General features: G+C 41.7%; 14 protein-coding genes, 2 tRNA genes, 2 rRNA genes and 3 other annotated features. Of the genes, 13 read left to right on the forward strand and 5 right to left on the reverse strand.

Features of this window, described 5'->3' with window-relative positions; all coding sequences use genetic code 11:
* The first annotated feature begins 40 nt into the window (after positions 1–40).
* Positions 41–112: a sequence feature (16S ribosomal RNA rRNA prediction is too short), on the forward strand.
* Positions 113–204: 92 nt separating this feature from the next.
* Positions 205–341 (forward strand) — a sequence feature (16S ribosomal RNA rRNA prediction is too short).
* Between the two features lie 11 nt (positions 342–352).
* Positions 353–1313 (forward strand) — a sequence feature (most likely nonfunctional fraction of RNA operon).
* A gap of 187 nt (positions 1314–1500) precedes the next feature.
* From C1721_RS07915 to der, 10 genes are all read left to right on the forward strand, one after another.
* Positions 1501–1574: transfer RNA gene (locus C1721_RS07915), tRNA-Ile, on the forward strand.
* Between the two features lie 92 nt (positions 1575–1666).
* A tRNA-Ala gene (locus C1721_RS07920) sits at positions 1667–1740 on the forward strand.
* A 200-nt stretch (positions 1741–1940) separates the two neighbouring features.
* A 23S ribosomal RNA gene (locus C1721_RS07925) occupies positions 1941–4824 on the forward strand.
* Positions 4825–4912: 88 nt separating this feature from the next.
* A 5S ribosomal RNA gene (gene rrf / locus C1721_RS07930) occupies positions 4913–5023 on the forward strand.
* A gap of 110 nt (positions 5024–5133) precedes the next feature.
* Positions 5134–6291 (forward strand): sensor histidine kinase, encoded by a 1158-nt coding sequence (locus C1721_RS07935; protein ID WP_102407880.1) that lies wholly within the window; start codon positions 5134–5136, stop codon positions 6289–6291.
* An 88-nt stretch (positions 6292–6379) separates the two neighbouring features.
* On the forward strand, positions 6380–6970 hold the full coding sequence (locus C1721_RS07940; protein WP_102407881.1) for a YceD family protein: 591 nt from the start codon (positions 6380–6382) through the stop codon (positions 6968–6970).
* A 12-nt stretch (positions 6971–6982) separates the two neighbouring features.
* Entirely contained in the window at positions 6983–7168 is a 186-nt protein-coding gene (gene rpmF, locus C1721_RS07945) for a 50S ribosomal protein L32 (RefSeq protein ID WP_005634607.1), read from the forward strand.
* A gap of 107 nt (positions 7169–7275) precedes the next feature.
* Positions 7276–8280 (forward strand): beta-ketoacyl-ACP synthase III, encoded by a 1005-nt coding sequence (locus C1721_RS07950; protein WP_102409333.1) that lies wholly within the window; start codon positions 7276–7278, stop codon positions 8278–8280.
* Positions 8264–9154 carry a GTPase Era gene (era, locus tag C1721_RS07955; protein WP_102409331.1) on the forward strand — a complete coding sequence of 297 codons (891 nt, stop codon included), beginning with the start codon at positions 8264–8266 and terminating at the stop codon, positions 9152–9154. Before C1721_RS07950 ends, era begins: the two co-directional genes overlap by 17 nt.
* 14 nt (positions 9155–9168) lie before the next feature.
* On the forward strand, positions 9169–10482 hold the full coding sequence (der, locus tag C1721_RS07960; protein WP_102407882.1) for a ribosome biogenesis GTPase Der: 1314 nt from the start codon (positions 9169–9171) through the stop codon (positions 10480–10482).
* 454 nt (positions 10483–10936) lie between these two features.
* Here der and C1721_RS07965 read toward each other — a convergent pair whose 3' ends face one another.
* The 4 genes from C1721_RS07965 to C1721_RS07980 are packed head-to-tail and all read right to left on the reverse strand — an operon-like array spanning position 10937 to position 14992.
* Entirely contained in the window at positions 10937–11947 is a 1011-nt protein-coding gene (locus C1721_RS07965; protein ID WP_102407883.1) for an FAD:protein FMN transferase, read from the reverse strand.
* A gap of 5 nt (positions 11948–11952) precedes the next feature.
* On the reverse strand, positions 11953–13533 hold the full coding sequence (locus tag C1721_RS07970) for a peptide chain release factor 3 (RefSeq protein ID WP_102407884.1): 1581 nt from the start codon (positions 13531–13533) through the stop codon (positions 11953–11955).
* A gap of 31 nt (positions 13534–13564) precedes the next feature.
* Positions 13565–14434 carry a dTDP-4-dehydrorhamnose reductase gene (gene rfbD, locus C1721_RS07975; protein WP_102407885.1) on the reverse strand — a complete coding sequence of 290 codons (870 nt, stop codon included), beginning with the start codon at positions 14432–14434 and terminating at the stop codon, positions 13565–13567.
* Between the two features lie 9 nt (positions 14435–14443).
* Positions 14444–14992: a DUF4924 family protein gene (locus C1721_RS07980; RefSeq protein WP_102407886.1), complete on the reverse strand. Its 549-nt coding sequence runs from the start codon at positions 14990–14992 to the stop codon at positions 14444–14446.
* Positions 14993–15273: 281 nt separating this feature from the next.
* Between C1721_RS07980 and C1721_RS07985 the strand changes: the two genes are divergently transcribed.
* The 3 genes from C1721_RS07985 to rpsA all read left to right on the forward strand — a co-directional run bounded on the left by C1721_RS07985 (position 15274) and on the right by rpsA (position 18564).
* A complete protein-coding gene (locus C1721_RS07985) occupies positions 15274–15933 on the forward strand; it encodes a LysE family translocator (protein WP_102407887.1) in 660 nt (219 codons plus the stop codon).
* A gap of 1 nt (position 15934) precedes the next feature.
* Positions 15935–16579, forward strand: coding sequence for a carbohydrate-binding family 9-like protein (locus C1721_RS07990; RefSeq protein ID WP_102407888.1), 645 nt, complete (start codon positions 15935–15937; stop codon positions 16577–16579).
* A 191-nt stretch (positions 16580–16770) separates the two neighbouring features.
* A complete protein-coding gene (gene rpsA / locus C1721_RS07995; RefSeq protein ID WP_102407889.1) occupies positions 16771–18564 on the forward strand; it encodes a 30S ribosomal protein S1 in 1794 nt (597 codons plus the stop codon).
* Positions 18565–18623: 59 nt separating this feature from the next.
* Here the strand turns inward: rpsA and C1721_RS08000 are convergent, their stop codons facing one another.
* Positions 18624–18887: a hypothetical protein gene (locus C1721_RS08000; protein ID WP_102407890.1), complete on the reverse strand. Its 264-nt coding sequence runs from the start codon at positions 18885–18887 to the stop codon at positions 18624–18626.
* Positions 18888–19120: the final 233 nt, after the last annotated feature.

Here is a 19120-nt window from a genome sequence, read left to right on the forward strand (position 1 = left end):
ATATTTGTTAAAGATTCATCGCTGATAGATAGGCATGCGTTCCATTAGGCAGTTGGCGGGGTAACGGCCCACCAAACCGACGATGGATAGGGGTTCTGAGAGGAAGGTCCCCCACATTGGTACTGAGACACGGACCAAACTCCTACGGGAGGCAGCAGTGAGGAATATTGGTCAATGGGCGAGAGCCTGAACCAGCCAAGTCGCGTGAAGGATGAAGGTTCTATGGATTGTAAACTTCTTTTATAGGGGAATAAAGTGCGGGACGTGTCCTGTTTTGTATGTACCCTACGAATAAGCATCGGCTAACTCCGTGCCAGCAGCCGCGGTAATACGGAGGATGCGAGCGTTATCCGGATTTATTGGGTTTAAAGGGTGCGTAGGTGGATAGATAAGTCAGCGGTGAAAGTTTGTGGCTCAACCATAAAATTGCCGTTGAAACTGTTTATCTTGAGTATGTTTGAGGTATGCGGAATGCGTGGTGTAGCGGTGAAATGCATAGATATCACGCAGAACTCCGATTGCGAAGGCAGCATACTAAACCATCACTGACACTGAAGCACGAAAGCGTGGGTATCAAACAGGATTAGATACCCTGGTAGTCCACGCAGTAAACGATGATTACTAGGAGTTTGCGATATACAGTAAGCTCTACAGCGAAAGCGTTAAGTAATCCACCTGGGGAGTACGCCGGCAACGGTGAAACTCAAAGGAATTGACGGGGGCCCGCACAAGCGGAGGAACATGTGGTTTAATTCGATGATACGCGAGGAACCTTACCCGGGTTTGAACGCATTTGGACCGGAGTGGAAACATTCTTTCTAGCAATAGCCATTTGCGAGGTGCTGCATGGTTGTCGTCAGCTCGTGCCGTGAGGTGTCGGCTTAAGTGCCATAACGAGCGCAACCCTAATCACTAGTTACTAACACATCAAGGTGAGGACTCTAGTGAGACTGCCAGCGTAAGCTGTGAGGAAGGTTGGGATGACGTCAAATCAGCACGGCCCTTACATCCGGGGCGACACACGTGTTACAATGGCGTGGACAAAGAGCAGCCACCTGGCGACAGGGCGCTAATCTCCAAACCACGTCTCAGTTCGGATCGGAGTCTGCAACTCGACTCCGTGAAGCTGGATTCGCTAGTAATCGCGCATCAGCCATGGCGCGGTGAATACGTTCCCGGGCCTTGTACACACCGCCCGTCAAGCCATGGGAGCCGGGGGTACCTGAAGTCCGTAACCGCAAGGATCGGCCTAGGGTAAAACTGGTGACTGGGGCTAAGTCGTAACAAGGTAGCCGTACCGGAAGGTGCGGCTGGAACACCTCCTTTCTGGAGCACAGAATTACCGAGTATAGTAACGAAGGTATTAACTTCCTTACTTGTGCTGCTTTAGTTGTAATGTATTTATATATGATCTTAAAACTGGACAACCCAGTAGAGAAAACAGAAGCTTCGACGCGGTATCCCCGCGGAAAGAAAGTTTCAGGAAGAAAAAGATAAGCCAGTCCTATAGCTCAGTTGGTTAGAGCGCTACACTGATAATGTAGAGGTCGGCAGTTCAACTCTGCCTGGGACTACACTCCGGGAGAAGTAGTAAAAGTAGTCAGGAAGTTAAAGTAGATAAGTCTACTAACTACTAACTACCAACTACTATCTACCAAACCAAGAGGGGGGATTAGCTCAGCTGGCTAGAGCATCTGCCTTGCACGCAGAGGGTCAACGGTTCGAATCCGTTATTCTCCACACTAAATAATGGATCAATGAGGCAATAGGCCAATATGCCAATGAAAAGAAATTGGCAAATTAGCATATTGAATAATTATCACATTATTAAGAAGATCTTTGACATGATGGACAGAATCAATAAAGTAAAGAAGTAGAGCGAACTTACAGAGATATCATCCCGACACGACAGCTAGTAATAGCTTGCAAGTGTCACCGGAAAGAAAGTAAGTAAGGGCAGACGGTGGATGCCTAGGCTCTCGGAGGCGATGAAGGACGTGATAAGCTGCGAAAAGCTTGGGGAAGGTGCAAATAACCATTGATCCCAAGATATCCGAATGGGGCAACCCGGCAGGTTGAAGGCCTGTCATCCCTTAATGGGAGGCAAACGTGGGGAACTGAAACATCTAAGTACCCATAGGAGGAGAAAACAAAAGTGATTCCGCAAGTAGTGGCGAGCGAACGCGGAACAGCCCAAACCGTTATTGTTTAGGCAATAGCGGGGTTGTAGGACCACGATATAGCAAGAACTTAATCAAGTGGAATGTTTTGGAAAGAACAGCGAAATACGGTGATAGCCCGGTACACGACTGGTTAACGAAGCTTAGTGGTATCCTGAGTAGCGCGGGGCACGAGAAATCCTGTGTGAAACAGCGGGGCCCATCCCGTAAGGCTAAATACTCCCGAGAGACCGATAGTGAACCAGTACCGTGAGGGAAAGGTGAAAAGAACCTCGAACAGAGGAGTGAAATAGACCCTGAACCCGTCTGCCTACAAGCGGTCGGAGCAACTTAAGTTGTGACGGCGTGCCTTTTGCATAATGAACCTACGAGTTACTTTCTCCGGCAAGGTTAAGTTCTTCAGGAACGTAGCCGAAGCGAAAGCGAGTCTTAACAGGGCGATTTAGTCGGAGTGAGTAGACGCGAAACCAAGTGATCTACCCTTGTCCAGGATGAAGGTTAGGTAACACTAACTGGAGGTCCGAATGGTTATACGTTGAAAAGTGTTCCAATGAGGTGAGGGTAGGGGTGAAAGGCTAATCAAACTTGGAGATAGCTCGTACTCCCCGAAATGCATTTAGGTGCAGCCTGTGAACTATATAGCATGAGGTAGAGCGACTGATTGGATGCGAGGGCTTCACCGCCTATCAAGTCCAGATAAACTCCGAATGCGTGCTATAGTTATTCATGGAGTGAGGGCGCGGGTGCTAAGGTCCGTGTCCGAGAGGAGAAGAATCCAGACCACCAGCTAAGGTCCCGAAATAACAATTAAGTTGAACTAACGAAGTCAGACTGCAAAGACAGCTAGGATGTTGGCTTGGAAGCAGCCATTCATTTAAAGAGTGCGTAACAGCTCACTAGTCGAGGGGTTTGGCGTGGATAATAATCGGGCATAAATTGTTTACCGAAGCTGTGGATTTCGAAAGAAATGGTAGGGGAGCATTCTAACGGCGCAGAAGATAAGGGATAACCCTTGTTGGAGCTTTTAGAAAAGCAAATGTAGGTATAAGTAACGATAAAGGAGGTGAGAAACCTCCTCGCCGAAAGACTAAGGTTTCCTGATCAACGTTAATCGGATCAGGGTAAGTCGGGCCCTAAGGTTAAGCCGAACGGCGATACCGATGGAAGAATGGTTTAATATTCCCATACTACTTTATGGAGTGATGTGGAGACGGAGAAGTGACAGTCCTGCCGGCAGACGGAATAGCCGGTTAAAGGGTGTAGACGTAGATCGAGGTAGGCAAATCCGCCTTGAGAGTCGAACCTGACAGTATGCAGCGTGCTTGCACAAAGCAATATGGATGTAAACAGGCTCCCAAGAAAATCCGCTAAACATAATTCATAAAGTACCCGTACCGTAAACGGACACACGTAGTTGGGTTGAAAATACTGAGGCGCTCGAGTGATTCACGGTTAAGGAACTAGGCAAAATGGTCCTGTAACTTCGGGATAAAGGACGCCATTCCAGAGATGGAATGGCCGCAGAGAATAGGCCCAGGCGACTGTTTAACAAAAACACATGGCTATGCAAAATGGAAACATGCAGTATATAGCCTGACACCTGCCCGGTGCTGGAAGGTTAAGAGGAGAGCTCAGGAGCAATCCGAAGGTTTGAATTGAAGCCCCAGTAAACGGCGGCCGTAACTATAACGGTCCTAAGGTAGCGAAATTCCTTGTCGGGTAAGTTCCGACCTGCACGAATGGTGTAACGATCTGGGCACTGTCTCAACCGTGAGCTCGGTGAAATTGTAGTATCGGTGAAGATGCCGATTACCCGCGATGGGACGAAAAGACCCCGTGAACCTTTACTATAGCTTTACATTGAGTTTGGGCAATGGATGTGTAGGATAGGCCGGAGACAAAGAAACGGGTACGCCAGTATTCGTGGAGTCATCGTTGAAATACGGCCCTTCTATTGTTTGAGTTCTAACCCGCAGGAGTGGGGACACTGTATGGTGGGTAGTTTGACTGGGGTGGTCGCCTCCAAAAGTGTAACGGAGGCTTCTAAAGGTACCCTCAGACCGATTGGTAACCGGTCGTAGAGTGTAATGGCATAAGGGTGCTTGACTGAGAGACCGACAAGTCGATCAGGTAGGAAACTAGAGCATAGTGATCCGGTGGTTCCGTATGGAAGGGCCATCGCTCAAAGGATAAAAGGTACTCCGGGGATAACAGGCTGATCATTCCCAAGAGCTCATATCGACGGAATGGTTTGGCACCTCGATGTCGGCTCGTCACATCCTGGGGCTGGAGAAGGTCCCAAGGGTTGGGCTGTTCGCCCATTAAAGTGGCACGCGAGCTGGGTTCAGAACGTCGTGAGACAGTTCGGTCTCTATCTATCGTGGGCGCAGGATATTTGAGGGGTTCTGACACTAGTACGAGAGGACCGTGTTGGACAGACCACTGGTTTACCGGTTGTACCGCCAGGTGCACTGCCGGGTATCTAAGTCTGGATTGGATAAGTGCTGAAAGCATCTAAGTACGAAGCCAGCCTCAAGATGAGATATCCCTGAAGGGTCGTTGTAGACTACGACGTAGATAGGCTACAGGTGTAAGTGCAGTAATGTGTGAGCCGAGTAGTACTAATCGCCCGAGACTTTCAGAAGGGAAAGTGGGATGATAGTTTTGTAGGAAAGGAGTTTTACTGAAAAGACTTTATTGATAGTCCAGAGTGTTTAAGAAATAAAAGATATTAAGGTGGTTATAGCACGAGGGATCCACCTCTTCCCATACCGAACAGAGAAGTTAAGCCTCGTCACGCCGATGGTACTGCGTAAAAGTGGAAGAGTAGGTAGCCGCCGTTTTTAAGGAATCAATCGAAAGGTTGGTTCCTTTTTTTGGTTTGTATAATATAATAATGTTACGTTTTTGGCGTTTTAATTAACTCAGGATTGATTGTAAAAGCAGAGTTAGTATGGGCAGCATTTATGATTCTCGTCAGAGATTTAAGCTTATCTTTATTTTTGCGGCTATTTTGATAGCTATTGCTTCTGTGGTAGTATCAGATATGTTGATAAAGAATTTAGCTCAGGAAGAACGTCAAAAAATTGAAGTGTGGGCGGAGGCTACTCGTGTTGTAACAAGTGAAAACCCAAGTCTTAACATGACACTTATCTTACGGATTATTCAAGGAAACACTTCTATTCCCGTTATCCTTTGTAATGACAGAGATAGTGTAATAGCGAATAAGAATATAGATCTTCCCGAAAAAGATGTAGATGCTTTTTTAAAAAAGAAAGTGAATGAGTTTAAAAGCAAGAACCAACCTATACCGGTTGATCTGGAAAACGGCTCATATCAATATCTTTATTATGACGACTCCATCATATTAAAACGTCTACTTATATATCCCTATGCCCAGCTTTCTGTTGTGTTTGTATTTATCCTGATTGCTTTTCTTGCATTGGCAAGTACGAAACGTGCGGAACAAAATAAAGTTTGGGTAGGTCTTTCTAAAGAAACGGCACATCAGCTAGGAACCCCTATTTCTTCTTTAATAGCTTGGGTGGAATATCTTCGGACGAAAGATATTGATCCGTCCTTGCTTAATGAAATGGAAAAAGACGTGAAACGGTTGGAAACTATTGCTGAACGTTTCTCTAAAATAGGTTCTAATCCAGACCCCGTTCCTGTGGATATAAATAATTCTATTCGTTCCGCATTGAGCTATATGGAAACCCGTATATCCTCCAAAGTAAAAATATACACGCATCTCTTGGATAAACCTCTGCTAGTTTTAATGAATGATTCCCTTTTTGCTTGGGTAATCGAAAATCTGATCAAGAATGCCGTTGATGCGATGGAAGGACATGGCGAAATTACTTTTCAAGTAGAAGAAAAAGATAAAGGCGTCCGTATTGATATTGCGGATACAGGAAAAGGTATCCCTAAATCTAAATTTAAAACAGTATTCAATCCCGGCTATACAACAAAGAAAAGAGGATGGGGATTAGGATTGTCTTTAGTGAAACGAATCATAGAATCTTACCATGGAGGAAAGATATTTGTGAAGAGTTCCGAGTTAGGAAAAGGCACTACATTCCGCATAGAACTTCGGAAGTATAAAGGCTAAATTGGGTTATAGTAAAAAATAACAATAAAGGTATTGCATTTGTGTTTAGTTTTTTCGTACCTTTGCAAGGTTTTTACACTAAAAGGCTTTGGGAAAGTTTAATTTATATAATGTAGATTTGAAGAATCTCACTCCAGGGGTACATGAATTTGATTACTTGTTGGAGAATAAGTTTTTTGTGGACATTGATGGAGATCAGGTTCAGAAGGGGAAAGTAAAAGTCCATCTGACAGTAAAAAGATCATCAATGATGTTTGAAATGAACTTCCAGATAGAGGGAGTTGTAATGGTTCCATGTGATCGTTGTTTAGATGATATGGAATTACCGATAGATACTCATAATCGTTTGGTTGTGAAATTCGGTAAAGAGTATGCTGAAGAAAGTGATGAAGTGGTAGTGATACCAGAGGAAGAAGGCTCTATTAATTTGGCTTGGTTCCTCTATGAATTTATTGCATTAGCAATACCAATGAAGCATGTACATGCTCCGGGTAAATGTAATAAGACAATGTCTTCCAAACTAAAGAAGCATACGGCAAGAAGTGCAAGTGAATCAGACAGCGAGTTAGACGATGACGTAGTTGACGACGATATCGTGATTGAAGACGAAGGAGGAATGGAAGCCTCCGATCCTCGTTGGGAAGCACTGAAAGGCTTAATAGAAAATGATAACAATTAAATAAATAAAAACATGGCACATCCTAAAAGAAGACAAGGTAAGACAAGAACAGCCAAGAGAAGAACTCATGACAAGGCTGTAGCTCCAACAATGGCTATCTGCCCTAATTGTGGCGCATGGCACATCTATCACACAGTTTGCGGCGAATGCGGCTATTATAGAGGTAAGTTAGCTATCGAAAAAGAAGCTGCCGTATAAGTTTGTCAAGCTTAGTAGGTTTGGTGAACTAAAGAAATAGCCCTAAAAATATTTTTAGGGCTTTTTTTTAATCAAAAGATGAGTTGTCTTTGTTTATGTTTGAAAATATGGATAAAATTAATGCAGTTATAACAGGTGTTGGTGGATTCGTTCCGGAGGACGTATTGACTAATGAGGATATTTCAAAGTTGGTTGATACCACCGATGAATGGATTATGACACGTGTGGGTATTAAAGAACGCCGTATATTGAAAGGGGAAGGGGTAGGCACTTCTTACATGGGTATACGTGCTGTGAAGCAATTGCTCGAAAAAACGAAAGTGAACCCTGACGAAATTGAAGTGATTTTGACCGCTACAACCACCTCTGATCATCATTTTCCTACTACCTCTTCTATTATAGCTTATCACACAGGCTGCAAGAATGCAATGACATTCGACTTGCAGGGTGCGTGTGCCGGATTTTTGTATGCTTTGGAAACAGGAGCTAACTATATTCGCTCCGGCCGTTATACAAAAGTAGTAGTAGTGGCAGGAGACAAGATGACCGCTATTACAGACTATCAGGATCGTTCTACCTGTCCCCTGTTTGGCGATGCCTGTGGCGCAGTATTGCTTGAACCTACAACGGAAGAAGTAGGAGTGATGGATACAATCTTGCGTACGGACGGCGTAGGCTATTCACATCTGATTATGAAATCCGGCGGTTCCGCTTATCCTCCTTCTCACGAGACTGTAGATAATCGGGAACATTTTGTTTTTCAGGACGGGAAATATGTTTTTAAGTATGCCGTTTCGTATATGGCCGATGTGGCTGCCGAGATTGCTGAACGAAATCACCTGACACATGATGACATAGCTTGGATCGTACCCCATCAGGCTAACTTGCGTATTATTGATGCTACGGCAAAACGCTTGGGTGTGGATATGGAAAAAGTTATGATCAATATTCAAAAATATGGAAATACCAGTGCCGGAACAATTCCTATTTGCCTTTGGGAATGGGAAGACAAGCTAAAGAAAGGAGATAATTTGATTCTTGCTGCTTTTGGTGCCGGCTTTACATGGGGAGCAATTTATCTTAAATGGGGATATGATGGAAAGAAAGCATAAATCCGGATTTGTAAATATTGTTGGTAATCCTAATGTCGGTAAATCTACCCTGATGAACCGGTTGGTGGGAGAACGTATATCTATTATTACGTCGAAGGCGCAAACTACGCGTCATCGTATTATGGGTATAGTGAATACCGACGATATGCAAATAGTGTATTCAGATACCCCCGGAGTTCTGCATCCTAATTACAAGTTGCAGGAATCTATGCTTAATTTCTCCGAATCGGCTTTAGGCGATGCCGATGTATTGTTATATGTAACAGACGTTATCGAAAAGATTGACAAGAACGAAGAGTTTCTCCATCGAGTACAGAGCGTAGAATGCCCGGTACTGTTACTGATTAATAAGATAGACCAGACTAACCAGGCCGATCTCGAAAAATTAGTTGCTCAATGGAAGGAACTGCTTCCGAAAGCGGAGATTATACCAATCTCAGCGCTTTCAAACTTTAATATAGATTATGTGAAGCAAAGGGTGGAAGACTTGATGCCCGAGTCTCCTCCTTATTTTGAGAAAGATGCACTAACTGATAAACCGGCGCGCTTCTTTGTAACGGAAATTATTCGCGAGAAGATACTCCTTTACTATCAGAAAGAAGTGCCTTACTCGGTTGAAGTCATAGTTGAGCTGTTTAAAGAAGAAGCAGAGATGATTCATATCAAGGCACTTATTGTGGTGGAACGCGACTCTCAGAAAGGAATCATCATAGGACATAGAGGGCAAGCATTAAAAAAGGTCGGCGCGATGGCCCGCAAGGATATAGAACGCTTCTTCGGCAAGAAAGTCTTTTTGGAAATGTTTGTCAAAGTAGAAAAAGATTGGCGTAACCGGGATAATTTATTGAAGAATTTCGGTTATCAACTAGATTAAGAAAAAATCTGATTATGGGAAATATTGTAGCAATAGTTGGTAGGCCCAACGTAGGTAAATCCACCTTGTTTAATCGTTTGATTGGCACCAGACAAGCCATTGTTAACGAAGAAGCAGGCACAACCCGCGACCGTCAGTACGGTAAAGTGGAGTGGACAGGTAAAGAATTTTCTCTTATTGATACCGGTGGATGGGTAGTTAATTCGGACGATGTTTTTGAAGAAGAGATAAACAAGCAAGTACAAATAGCTATTGAAGAAGCTGACGTTATCTTGTTTGTGGTAGATGTGTTGAATGGCATTACCGACTTGGACATAGAAGTAGCCGGTATCCTTCGCCGCTCTAAGAAACCAATAATTATCGTATCTAATAAAGCAGACACCTTTGAGATGCATGCTGCCGCTGCCGAGTTTTACTCTTTCGGATTGGGAGATCCTTTCTGTATTTCGGCCATTAACGGTTCCGGAACAGGTGACTTGCTGGATAAGATTGTGGAAACATTACCCCAGGAGAAGCCCGAGGAATTAGAAGAAGAACTACCCCGTATTGCTATTATTGGCCGTCCAAACGCAGGTAAATCGTCATTGATTAATGCTTTTATTGGAGAAGACCGCCATATTGTGACTGAAATAGCCGGCACTACGCGCGATTCCATATATACAAAATACAATAAGTTTGGTTTGAACTTTTATTTGGTAGACACGGCCGGTATTCGTAAAAAAGGCAAAGTGAATGAAGATTTGGAATATTATTCCGTAATCCGTTCCATTCGTGCTATTGAGAATTCGGATGTCTGCGTTTTGATGTTGGATGCTACGCGCGGTATCGAAAGTCAGGATTTGAATATCTTCTCCTTAGTGCAGAAAAATAAAAAAGGCTTGGTTGTCTGTGTAAATAAATGGGATTTGATAGAAGACAAAAGTCAAGCTGTTATTAAGTCTTACACGAATGCGATACGCGAACGTCTCGCTCCATTTACCGACTTTCCTATCCTGTTTATTTCGGCACTTACCAAGCAACGAATTCTAAAGGTATTGGAAACTGCAAAAGAAGTATATGAGAATCGTAACCGACGCGTTCCTACAGCTAAGCTGAACGAGGTGATGTTGCCTATTATCGAGAACTATCCGCCTCCCGCATGGAAGGGAAAATATATTAAGATTAAATATATTACGCAATTGCCAGCCGGAAGTATACCTTCATTTGTGTTCTTTTGTAATCTTCCCCAGTGGATAAAGGAACCGTATAAACGCTTCCTTGAAAATAAAATCCGTGACAATTGGGAGTTTACAGGTACACCGATCAATATATTTGTCCGGGAGAAATAATAAAACGATATAATATAGAAAAGGCTCATTCATCTGTCAACAGAGAATGAGCCTTTTTTTATTGAGGATAAAATATTCAACAGTGTTGCCTGATGTTAATTTGATAGGTGATTAAAGGCTGTATGGTGAAAATATGTGTACAATAGTTAATGCGATATTGATGATTTGAGTTCATGTTTCAAAGGATATATCTTTTGAATATAGAAGTCCCGTCTTAACATTTCAAAGGTCAGCTCTTTTGAAGTGTTAAGACGGGACTTTTAAGTTCAAAAGTCAGCTCTTTTAAATACCGGATTTACCATTGTTAATTGGGAAGGTTATGGGGTGATTGGACGGAACTGGAGGATGGGAGGCTATAACGATGGATGAACTTCCCGGAGGTGAGGGCACTGGCACGACCTTTCTTGCGATCGCAAAAATACTCGGGAGAAGCCATATTAAATTAAAATAACGATCATTCCTTTGCCGGCAAATACTTACCAAACCCTTCCGAATACTCTATACGGTAATTCGTGCTTGTAGAATCGGAACAAATGAGATAATATTCTATTTCCGGGGCTAATTCTTTTAGTTTGCGAGCCCCTTCAGAACCAAGTACCATACATGCGGTGGCATATGCGTCGGCTACCATGCCTTCGGGGGCGATTACGGTTGCTCCTAATACATCCCGTTGCACGGGACAACCTTCACGTGGGTCGACGGTGTGAGCATATTTCTTTCCGTCCTTTATATAAAAGTTGCGGTAGTTGCCCGAAGTTGCCAAAGCATGACGCCCGCATAAAGTAACGATCTCCTGTATATCTTGAGTTGCTCCGGAAGCATCGTCAATCGGTTTCGTTATACCGATACGCCAGCATTCGCCTTTGGGATTAACTCCTTTGGCCACAACTTCCCCTCCAAAGTCTATCATGAAATTCTGTATGCCTTTTTCTTCAAACATGCGGGCTATCATGTCACATACCGTACCGTCTGCCAAAGAAGAAGCATTCAATTGCAGGCGAGGGTCATTCTTCTTTATTTCTCCGTCTACCAGATGTATTTTCTGATAACCTACAAAAGCCTTAACACTGTCTATATGTCCGGGGGTAACACTGTCTTTCTTGCTAAATCCGAATCCCCAAAGGTTTATTATCGGGGCGGAAGTAATGTCATAAGCTCCGTCGGTCTGCTCCGATACATGTTTCGCTGTATTAAAGAGCTTGGCAAACAACGTGTCTTTTACCGACAAATCTTCATTACGGTTTATCCGGGAGATTACAGACGTGGAATCGAACGCATTAAACAGATGATAGAAATGTTGAAACTCTGCATTGATCTCGTTTGTTAGCGGTCGCTTATACTCATACTTTACAACGTAGGGAGTATGGAGTTGACCTGTTAGCGTATAGTACTGTTGTTTTTGCTGACAGGATGAAAATAGCATGCATGCGCTAAGAAAGACCAATATAGCAGTAGTCTGTTTCATTTTCTTTAGAACTCGGAAGTGAAATGGAATTTAATGTCCGGAAAGTCTTGTTGAGCCATCATCAGTACATACCCCGAGTCTGCCAGATAAACGTCGCGACCTTCTTTGTCTGTAGCCATATACTGCGCCTTGCGTTTCTTGAAGTTCTCTAATGCAGTGGCATTATCACTCTCTATCCAACAAGCCTTGTATAAACTGATAGGTTCCCATTTACATTGGGCGCCATATTCGTGCAGCAAACGGTACTGGATTACTTCAAATTGTAACTGGCCAACTGTTCCTATAATCTTGCGTCCGTTAAACTGGTTGGTAAATAGCTGGGCAACACCTTCGTCCATTAGCTGCTCAATACCCTTGTTAAGCTGTTTAGCCTTCATCGGGTCTGCATTTTCAATGTATTTGAACATTTCGGGAGAGAAGCTTGGCAAACCTTTGAAGTGGAGTTCTTCACCGGAAGTCAATGTGTCTCCGATTTTAAAGTTACCGGTATCGGGCAACCCTATGATATCGCCGGCATAAGCTTCGTCTACCACTTCTTTCTTCTGGGCCATAAATGCTGTGGGACTACTGAAACGCATTTGCTTACCGAAACGTACGTGTTTATAATTCGCATTCCGTTCAAAACGTCCGGAGCATATCTTTACGAAAGCAATACAACTGCGGTGGTTCGGGTCCATATTGGCATGTATCTTAAATATGAAACCCGAAAAGTTATCTTCTTCAGGATCAACGGTCCTTTCAATGGCCTGTACCGGTCGGGGAGACGGGGCTATTTTGATGAAGCAATCTAGCAGTTCCTTTACTCCAAAGTTGTTCAAAGCAGAACCAAAGAATACCGGAGCGATATCACCTTTCAGATAAGTTTCGACATCGAATTCGGGATATACACCTTCTATCAGTTCAATATCCTGGCGAAGCTTTTCTGCCTGGTGAGGATCAATATAGTTCTCCAATTCAGGATTGTTGATGTCTTTGAATTCTACATTTTCAGTTACATACTGTTTGCTTGGGGTATACAGGTTTAGATTTTGTTCATAGATATTATATACTCCCTTGAAACGCTGTCCCATGTCGATAGGCCAGCTTAACGGCCGTACATTTATATGCAGCTCTTCTTCTATTTCATCCAACAAATCGAACGGGTCTTTACCATCACGGTCCATTTTGTTTACGAAGACAATCACAGGTGTTTTACGCATACGGCACACTTCCATCAGTTTACGTGTTTGTGCTTCTACACCTTTTGCAATGTCGATAACGATGATAACGCTGTCTACGGCCGTTAACGTACGGAAAGTATCTTCTGCAAAATCCTGGTGACCGGGAGTGTCTAATATATTAATCTTATGATCGGCATAATCAAAAGCCATTACAGAGGTTGCAACAGAGATACCACGTTGTTTTTCTATTTCCATCCAGTCGGACGTTGCAGTCTTTTTAATCTTATTGGATTTAACAGCTCCGGCCACATGGATAGCTCCTCCGAATAACAATAGTTTTTCGGTTAATGTAGTTTTACCCGCATCCGGATGGCTGATGATGGCAAATGTTCTTCTTCTCTTGATCTCTTCGGAATATTGACTCATTGTTATGTATTAATACGTTTTGTTATTTGATTTATAAAGGAAGTAATTGTTTCAAACAAACCTGCAGGCTTTCTTCCCAATGCGGGATAATCAGCCCGTATGTCTTTTTGATTTTACTTTTGTTTAACACGCTGTAATGCGGACGAGAAGCCCGTGTCGGGTAATCTTTTGTCTCTATTGGAACTACTTTGTTGTTTCTTCCTGCCAATTGTACTATTTTTACTGTAAAATCGTACCAACTGCATACTCCTTCGTCCGAAAAATGGTAAATACCGGGATGATAGGCGCCATCTTCTCCCTGCTCAATAATTTGAAGGATAGCAGCAGCCAGATCTCCGGCATAAGTAGGAGTTCCTACCTGGTCGAATATGAAACGTAGCTCATTCGGGTTTTCGCTTAAACGTAATACTGTTTTTACAAAATTACTTCCGAATTCGGAATATAGCCAAGCTGTCCGGATAATTACTGCATCCGGACATGCTTTTAATAATGCTGTTTCTCCTTCCAGCTTCGTCTTTCCGTATATAGACACGGGGCAGGTGGGGGCTGTCTCCACATAAGGACAATAGTTTGTACCATCAAATACATAGTCTGTTGATACATGGATAATTCTTGCTCCCTCTATCCCGGCGGCTTCACCCAGATAACGGACGGCATCCCGGTTGATACGGGTACATAATTCAATATTATCTTCTGCTTTGTCAACAGCAGTATAAGCGGCACAGTTTACAATGTAGTCTATGGCATTGTTTTGTACGTATGACCGGACCGCTTCTTTGTCACAAATGTCTAATTGGTCTACATCTGTAAAAAGGAAATTAAACCGGGGATGTTTTCCGGATAATAAACGAATGGAATTACCCAATTGACCGTTTGCTCCGGTTATTAAAACTGTCTTCATAAGATACTATTATTCATCTAATTTCAGTTCTCCATTCATATCTTCACGATATTTTTCAGCAAGCAACGCTAAAAAAGAACTGATCTGTTTAATACCTTCCATTGTTTCCTTGCTGATCTCTTTTCCTTGCATTTTAAGGAGTAGATATCCATATACGGCCGCAAAGCATGTTTCTATTTCCGGCAATTCTTCTCCTCCTGATTTAGCGCGTAATTGTACTATATAAGGAAGCGTCTTATAGTAAGCTGCGCCGTATATCATTTCTTTTGGTGATTTGAGCAATTGCAGATGGAGATCGGTTAAAGCAATAATCACATTTTTATTTAATTGAATGTGGCCTTTTTCCTTTACACCTTCACTTTGCATCATGTCGATAAGTTCTTCGTACCATTGTTCGATCTCTTTCAGAACTTCTTCCGGTTGATTATATCGGGTTATCACCGTACGTCGGATAGAATCCATGTCAAACTTATTGGCACGTATCAAATCTTCCACTTGCCACATGTATAGCAAATACTCAGCTATGTTCTCCTTCCTTTTTTGTTTAGCTATAATCATGGTTGCAAAGATAAGGTATATTTGGATAACGCTTGATAAAAATAGGTATCTTGTTTTTTTAAAAGATGTTCCCTTTTCTCAAATCATCGGGATGTTTTTTAGAAATCATCGGGATGATTTGAGAAAAAGATCGGGATGATTTTATCTGTGAGTACCGAACAGATTCCCATTACAGATATCCGGACACAACAGGAGAAGCCTCTTTTTAAGTTTTTACTTTTTTTTATCGATACAATGAATGTATCTTTGCGAACAAAATAAGAGAAAAGTTCTAGCTCAGAATGTTCGGAATAATAATAAAAGGTATAATAATAGGGGTGCTGGTATCGTCTCCAATGGGACCGATCGGTATACTTTGCATACAAAGAACACTTAGCAAGGGACGTTGGCATGGATTTGTAACCGGCTTAGGAGCGGCGCTGTCTGATGTAATATATGCTGCTCTCACGTGCCTGGGAATGGGGGTTGTAGTGAATTTTGTGGAGGCTAATCAAGCACCTTTGCAAATAATAGGTAGTATCGTGTTGGGGATTTTTGGCTATTATATATATCAGACTAATCCGGCAAGGGGATTAAAGAAGCGAAAAGAGAAAAAATTGTCATACACTCAGGATTTTATTACAGCTTTTTTACTTACTTTTAGCAACGTTCTAATCGTTCTGTTATATATAGGTTTATTTGCCCGTTTCGGATTTGTTTTACCGGAATTCTCCGTGTGGATGTTGGCCGGTGGAATTGTATGTATCGGAATAGGTGCTATACTTTGGTGGTTTAGCATAACTTATATAGTAGCAAAATTAAGAAAATGGTTCAATGTGAGAGGTGTATGGATGATGAATAGAATAGTAGGTTCTATTATTATCGTATTATCAATAATAGGTGTATTGTCCGTATTGCTGACTTCCTATTTTCATTTGCCGTTAATCCAAATCTATATTTAAAATGAGAAATCTAAAAGTTCCCTGCTTGGAAATATTAGGAAATTTGCCTCTTTCTTCTATTGGCGATATGATGGAACAATATGCTCAACGCGAGTATATTGAAGTTGTTAACTGGAAGAAAGGGTATAGCTATAAGCCGATTGTCGCTTTTGACATAGCCCGCACCAAAACACATCTGTATATTCGTTATTTTGTGAAAGGCAACAGTCTTAAAGCGACTTATAGCACTAATAACTCACCTGTTCACCGGGATAGTTGTGTTGAATTTTTTATGCAGAAAGAGGGAGATTCAAAATATATGAATTTTGAATTCAACTGCATAGGCACTTGCGATGCCGCTTTACGTGAATCCCGTGAAAATAAAGAATCTCTTACCCCTCAAGAATACGCTTCTATTAAGACATATCCATCATTACCCCGTGAACCTTTTGACGAAAAGACGGGAGTGCATTCCTGGGAATTGACAGTAGTTATTCCATTCACCTTGATGGGGTTGGACCCGGATAATTTGCCCGAAAAGATTAAGGGTAATTTCTATAAATGCGCAGACGATACGGAGTTCCCTCATTTTATTAGTTGGAGTCCTATTGATTTACCTAATCCCGATTTCCATTGTCCGCAATTTTTTGGAGAAATATTCTTGTAAAAGACTGTTCTTTCACCTGCACTGAAAGAATAATAAGAACCACTTTGATAAGTACGTGGAAAAAGTGTCGTTTTTGAGATAAAAAGGCTTTTGTATTAGAAAAAAATATTACCTTTGCCCCGATTTTTGAGAGATGACAACATAAAGTCTAACTTACTAATTAAAACAAACTTAGTATTAACAATTAAAGAATGGAAAATTTAAAAAACATCCAGCCCATTGATGATTTCAATTGGGAAGCTCTTGAAAAGGGCGAAACTTACGGTGAAGTAAGCAAGGACGATCTTGTAAAAACGTATGACGAAACCCTGAACACTGTAAAAGATAAAGAAGTGGTTATGGGTACTGTTACTGCAATGAACAAACGCGAAGTTGTAGTAAACATCGGCTTTAAATCAGACGGTGTCGTTCCGATGTCAGAATTCCGTTATAACCCGGAATTGAAAGTTGGCGACGAAGTAGAAGTCTATATCGAAAGCCAGGAAGATAAAAAAGGACAATTAATCCTTTCTCACAAAAAAGCACGTGCTACACGTTCTTGGGATCGTGTTAACGAAGCTCTTGAAAAAGACGAAATTATCAAAGGTTATATTAAGTGTCGTACGAAGGGCGGTATGATTGTTGATGTATTCGGTATTGAAGCATTCTTGCCGGGTTCTCAAATCGATGTTAAGCCTATCCGCGATTACGATGTATTTGTAGGTAAGACAATGGAATTCAAGATTGTTAAGATCAATCAGGAATTCAAGAATGTTGTTGTATCCCACAAAGCTCTTATTGAAGCAGAACTTGAACAACAGAAGAAAGATATCATCTCTAAATTGGAAAAAGGCCAGGTATTGGAAGGTACGGTTAAGAACATCACTTCTTACGGTGTATTTATCGACTTGGGCGGCGTAGATGGTTTGATCCACATTACAGATTTGTCTTGGGGTCGCGTTTCTCATCCGGAAGAAATCGTTCAGCTGGATCAGAAGATCAATGTTGTTATCTTGGACTTCGATGATGAAAAGAAACGTATTGCTTTAGGCTTGAAACAATTAACTCCTCATCCTTGGGATGCTTTGGATCCGGACTTGAAAGTGGGTGACAAGGTTAAAGGTAAAGTTGTTGTTATGGCTGACTACGGTGCATTTATTGAAATTGCTCCGGGCGTAGAAGGTTTGATCCACGTATCAGAAATGTCTTGGACTCAGCATTTGCGTTCTGCTCAGGACTTCATGAAAGTAGGTGATGAAATCGAAGCTGTTATTTTGACTCTGGACCGTGACGAACGTAAGATGTCTTTAGGTATCAAACAGCTGAAAGCTGATCCATGGGAAAATATTGAAGAACGTTTCCCTGTAGGTTCTCGCCACATGGCTAAGGTTCGTAACTTTACTAACTTCGGTGTATTTGTAGAAATCGAAGAGGGTGTTGATGGTTTGATCCACATCTCTGACCTATCTTGGACTAAGAAGATCAAACATCCGTCTGAGTTTACTCAGATTGGTGCGGAAATCGAGGTTCAGGTTCTGGAAATCGATAAGGAAAACCGTCGTTTAAGTTTAGGCCACAAACAGTTGGAAGAAAATCCATGGGATGTATTTGAAACAATCTTTACTGTAGGTTCTATCCACGAAGGTACAATCATTGAAGTATTGGATAAGGGTGCTGTTATTTCTTTGCCTTATGGCGTAGAAGGTTTCGCAACGCCGAAACATTTGGTAAAAGAAGATGGTTCTCAAGCTGCTGTAGATGAAAAGTTGCAGTTCAAGGTAATTGAATTCAACAAAGAAGCTAAGCGTATTATCCTTTCTCACAGCCGCATCTTTGAAGATGAACAAAAAGGTGCAAAGAAGGAAACTGCAGAAAAGAAATCTTCTGCAAAGCGCAGTAGCAAGAAAGAAGATGATTCAGCAATGGTAACCAGCTCGGTTGAAAAAACTACACTGGGCGATATTGAAGAACTTGCTGCATTAAAAGAAAAATTAGCTGGTAAATAAGTTTATTTTTCTATATAAATACGAAAGGGCATGTCATTAGTTGACATGCCCTTTTTTTATTAGCCAATAGTTTCTTTTAATTCATGTTCTTGTTCTTTTTCACCATAGTAATTGCAACTTTCTTCAATATGTAACAAGTGATTTATTTTATGTCTCTTGTTTAAGTCGGTAAAATAGGTTTCTATTACTTTGTACAGGTCAAATCCATCTGTAGAGCCGGCTGCCAGATTTAAGTTTTCAACCAACACTTCCACGGCCTTATGAATATCACTTTTTTTTATCAGGTGAAATTCATTGTTATGAACTAAAGGTTTACTTTCCATAGCATTTGTATTTTTATTGATTCTTTTTTTAATAACCAATCATCCTCTTAATATGTTTAGATAGTTCGTGCCGGATATTTTGTTAGGATTTGCAATTAAGAGAGACTGTTTTTCAAAAAATGTCAAAAATAAGGTCTATTTTTCTTCAATATTATACCAAAATTCTAATATCGAAAGTCGATTAAAAATGATGTTATATTTTTACATAACAAATGGGGTAAATTATAAAGAAG

Origin of the sequence: Parabacteroides bouchesdurhonensis, assembly GCF_900186615.1 — a bacterium.
GTDB lineage: Bacteria > Bacteroidota > Bacteroidia > Bacteroidales > Tannerellaceae > Parabacteroides > Parabacteroides bouchesdurhonensis.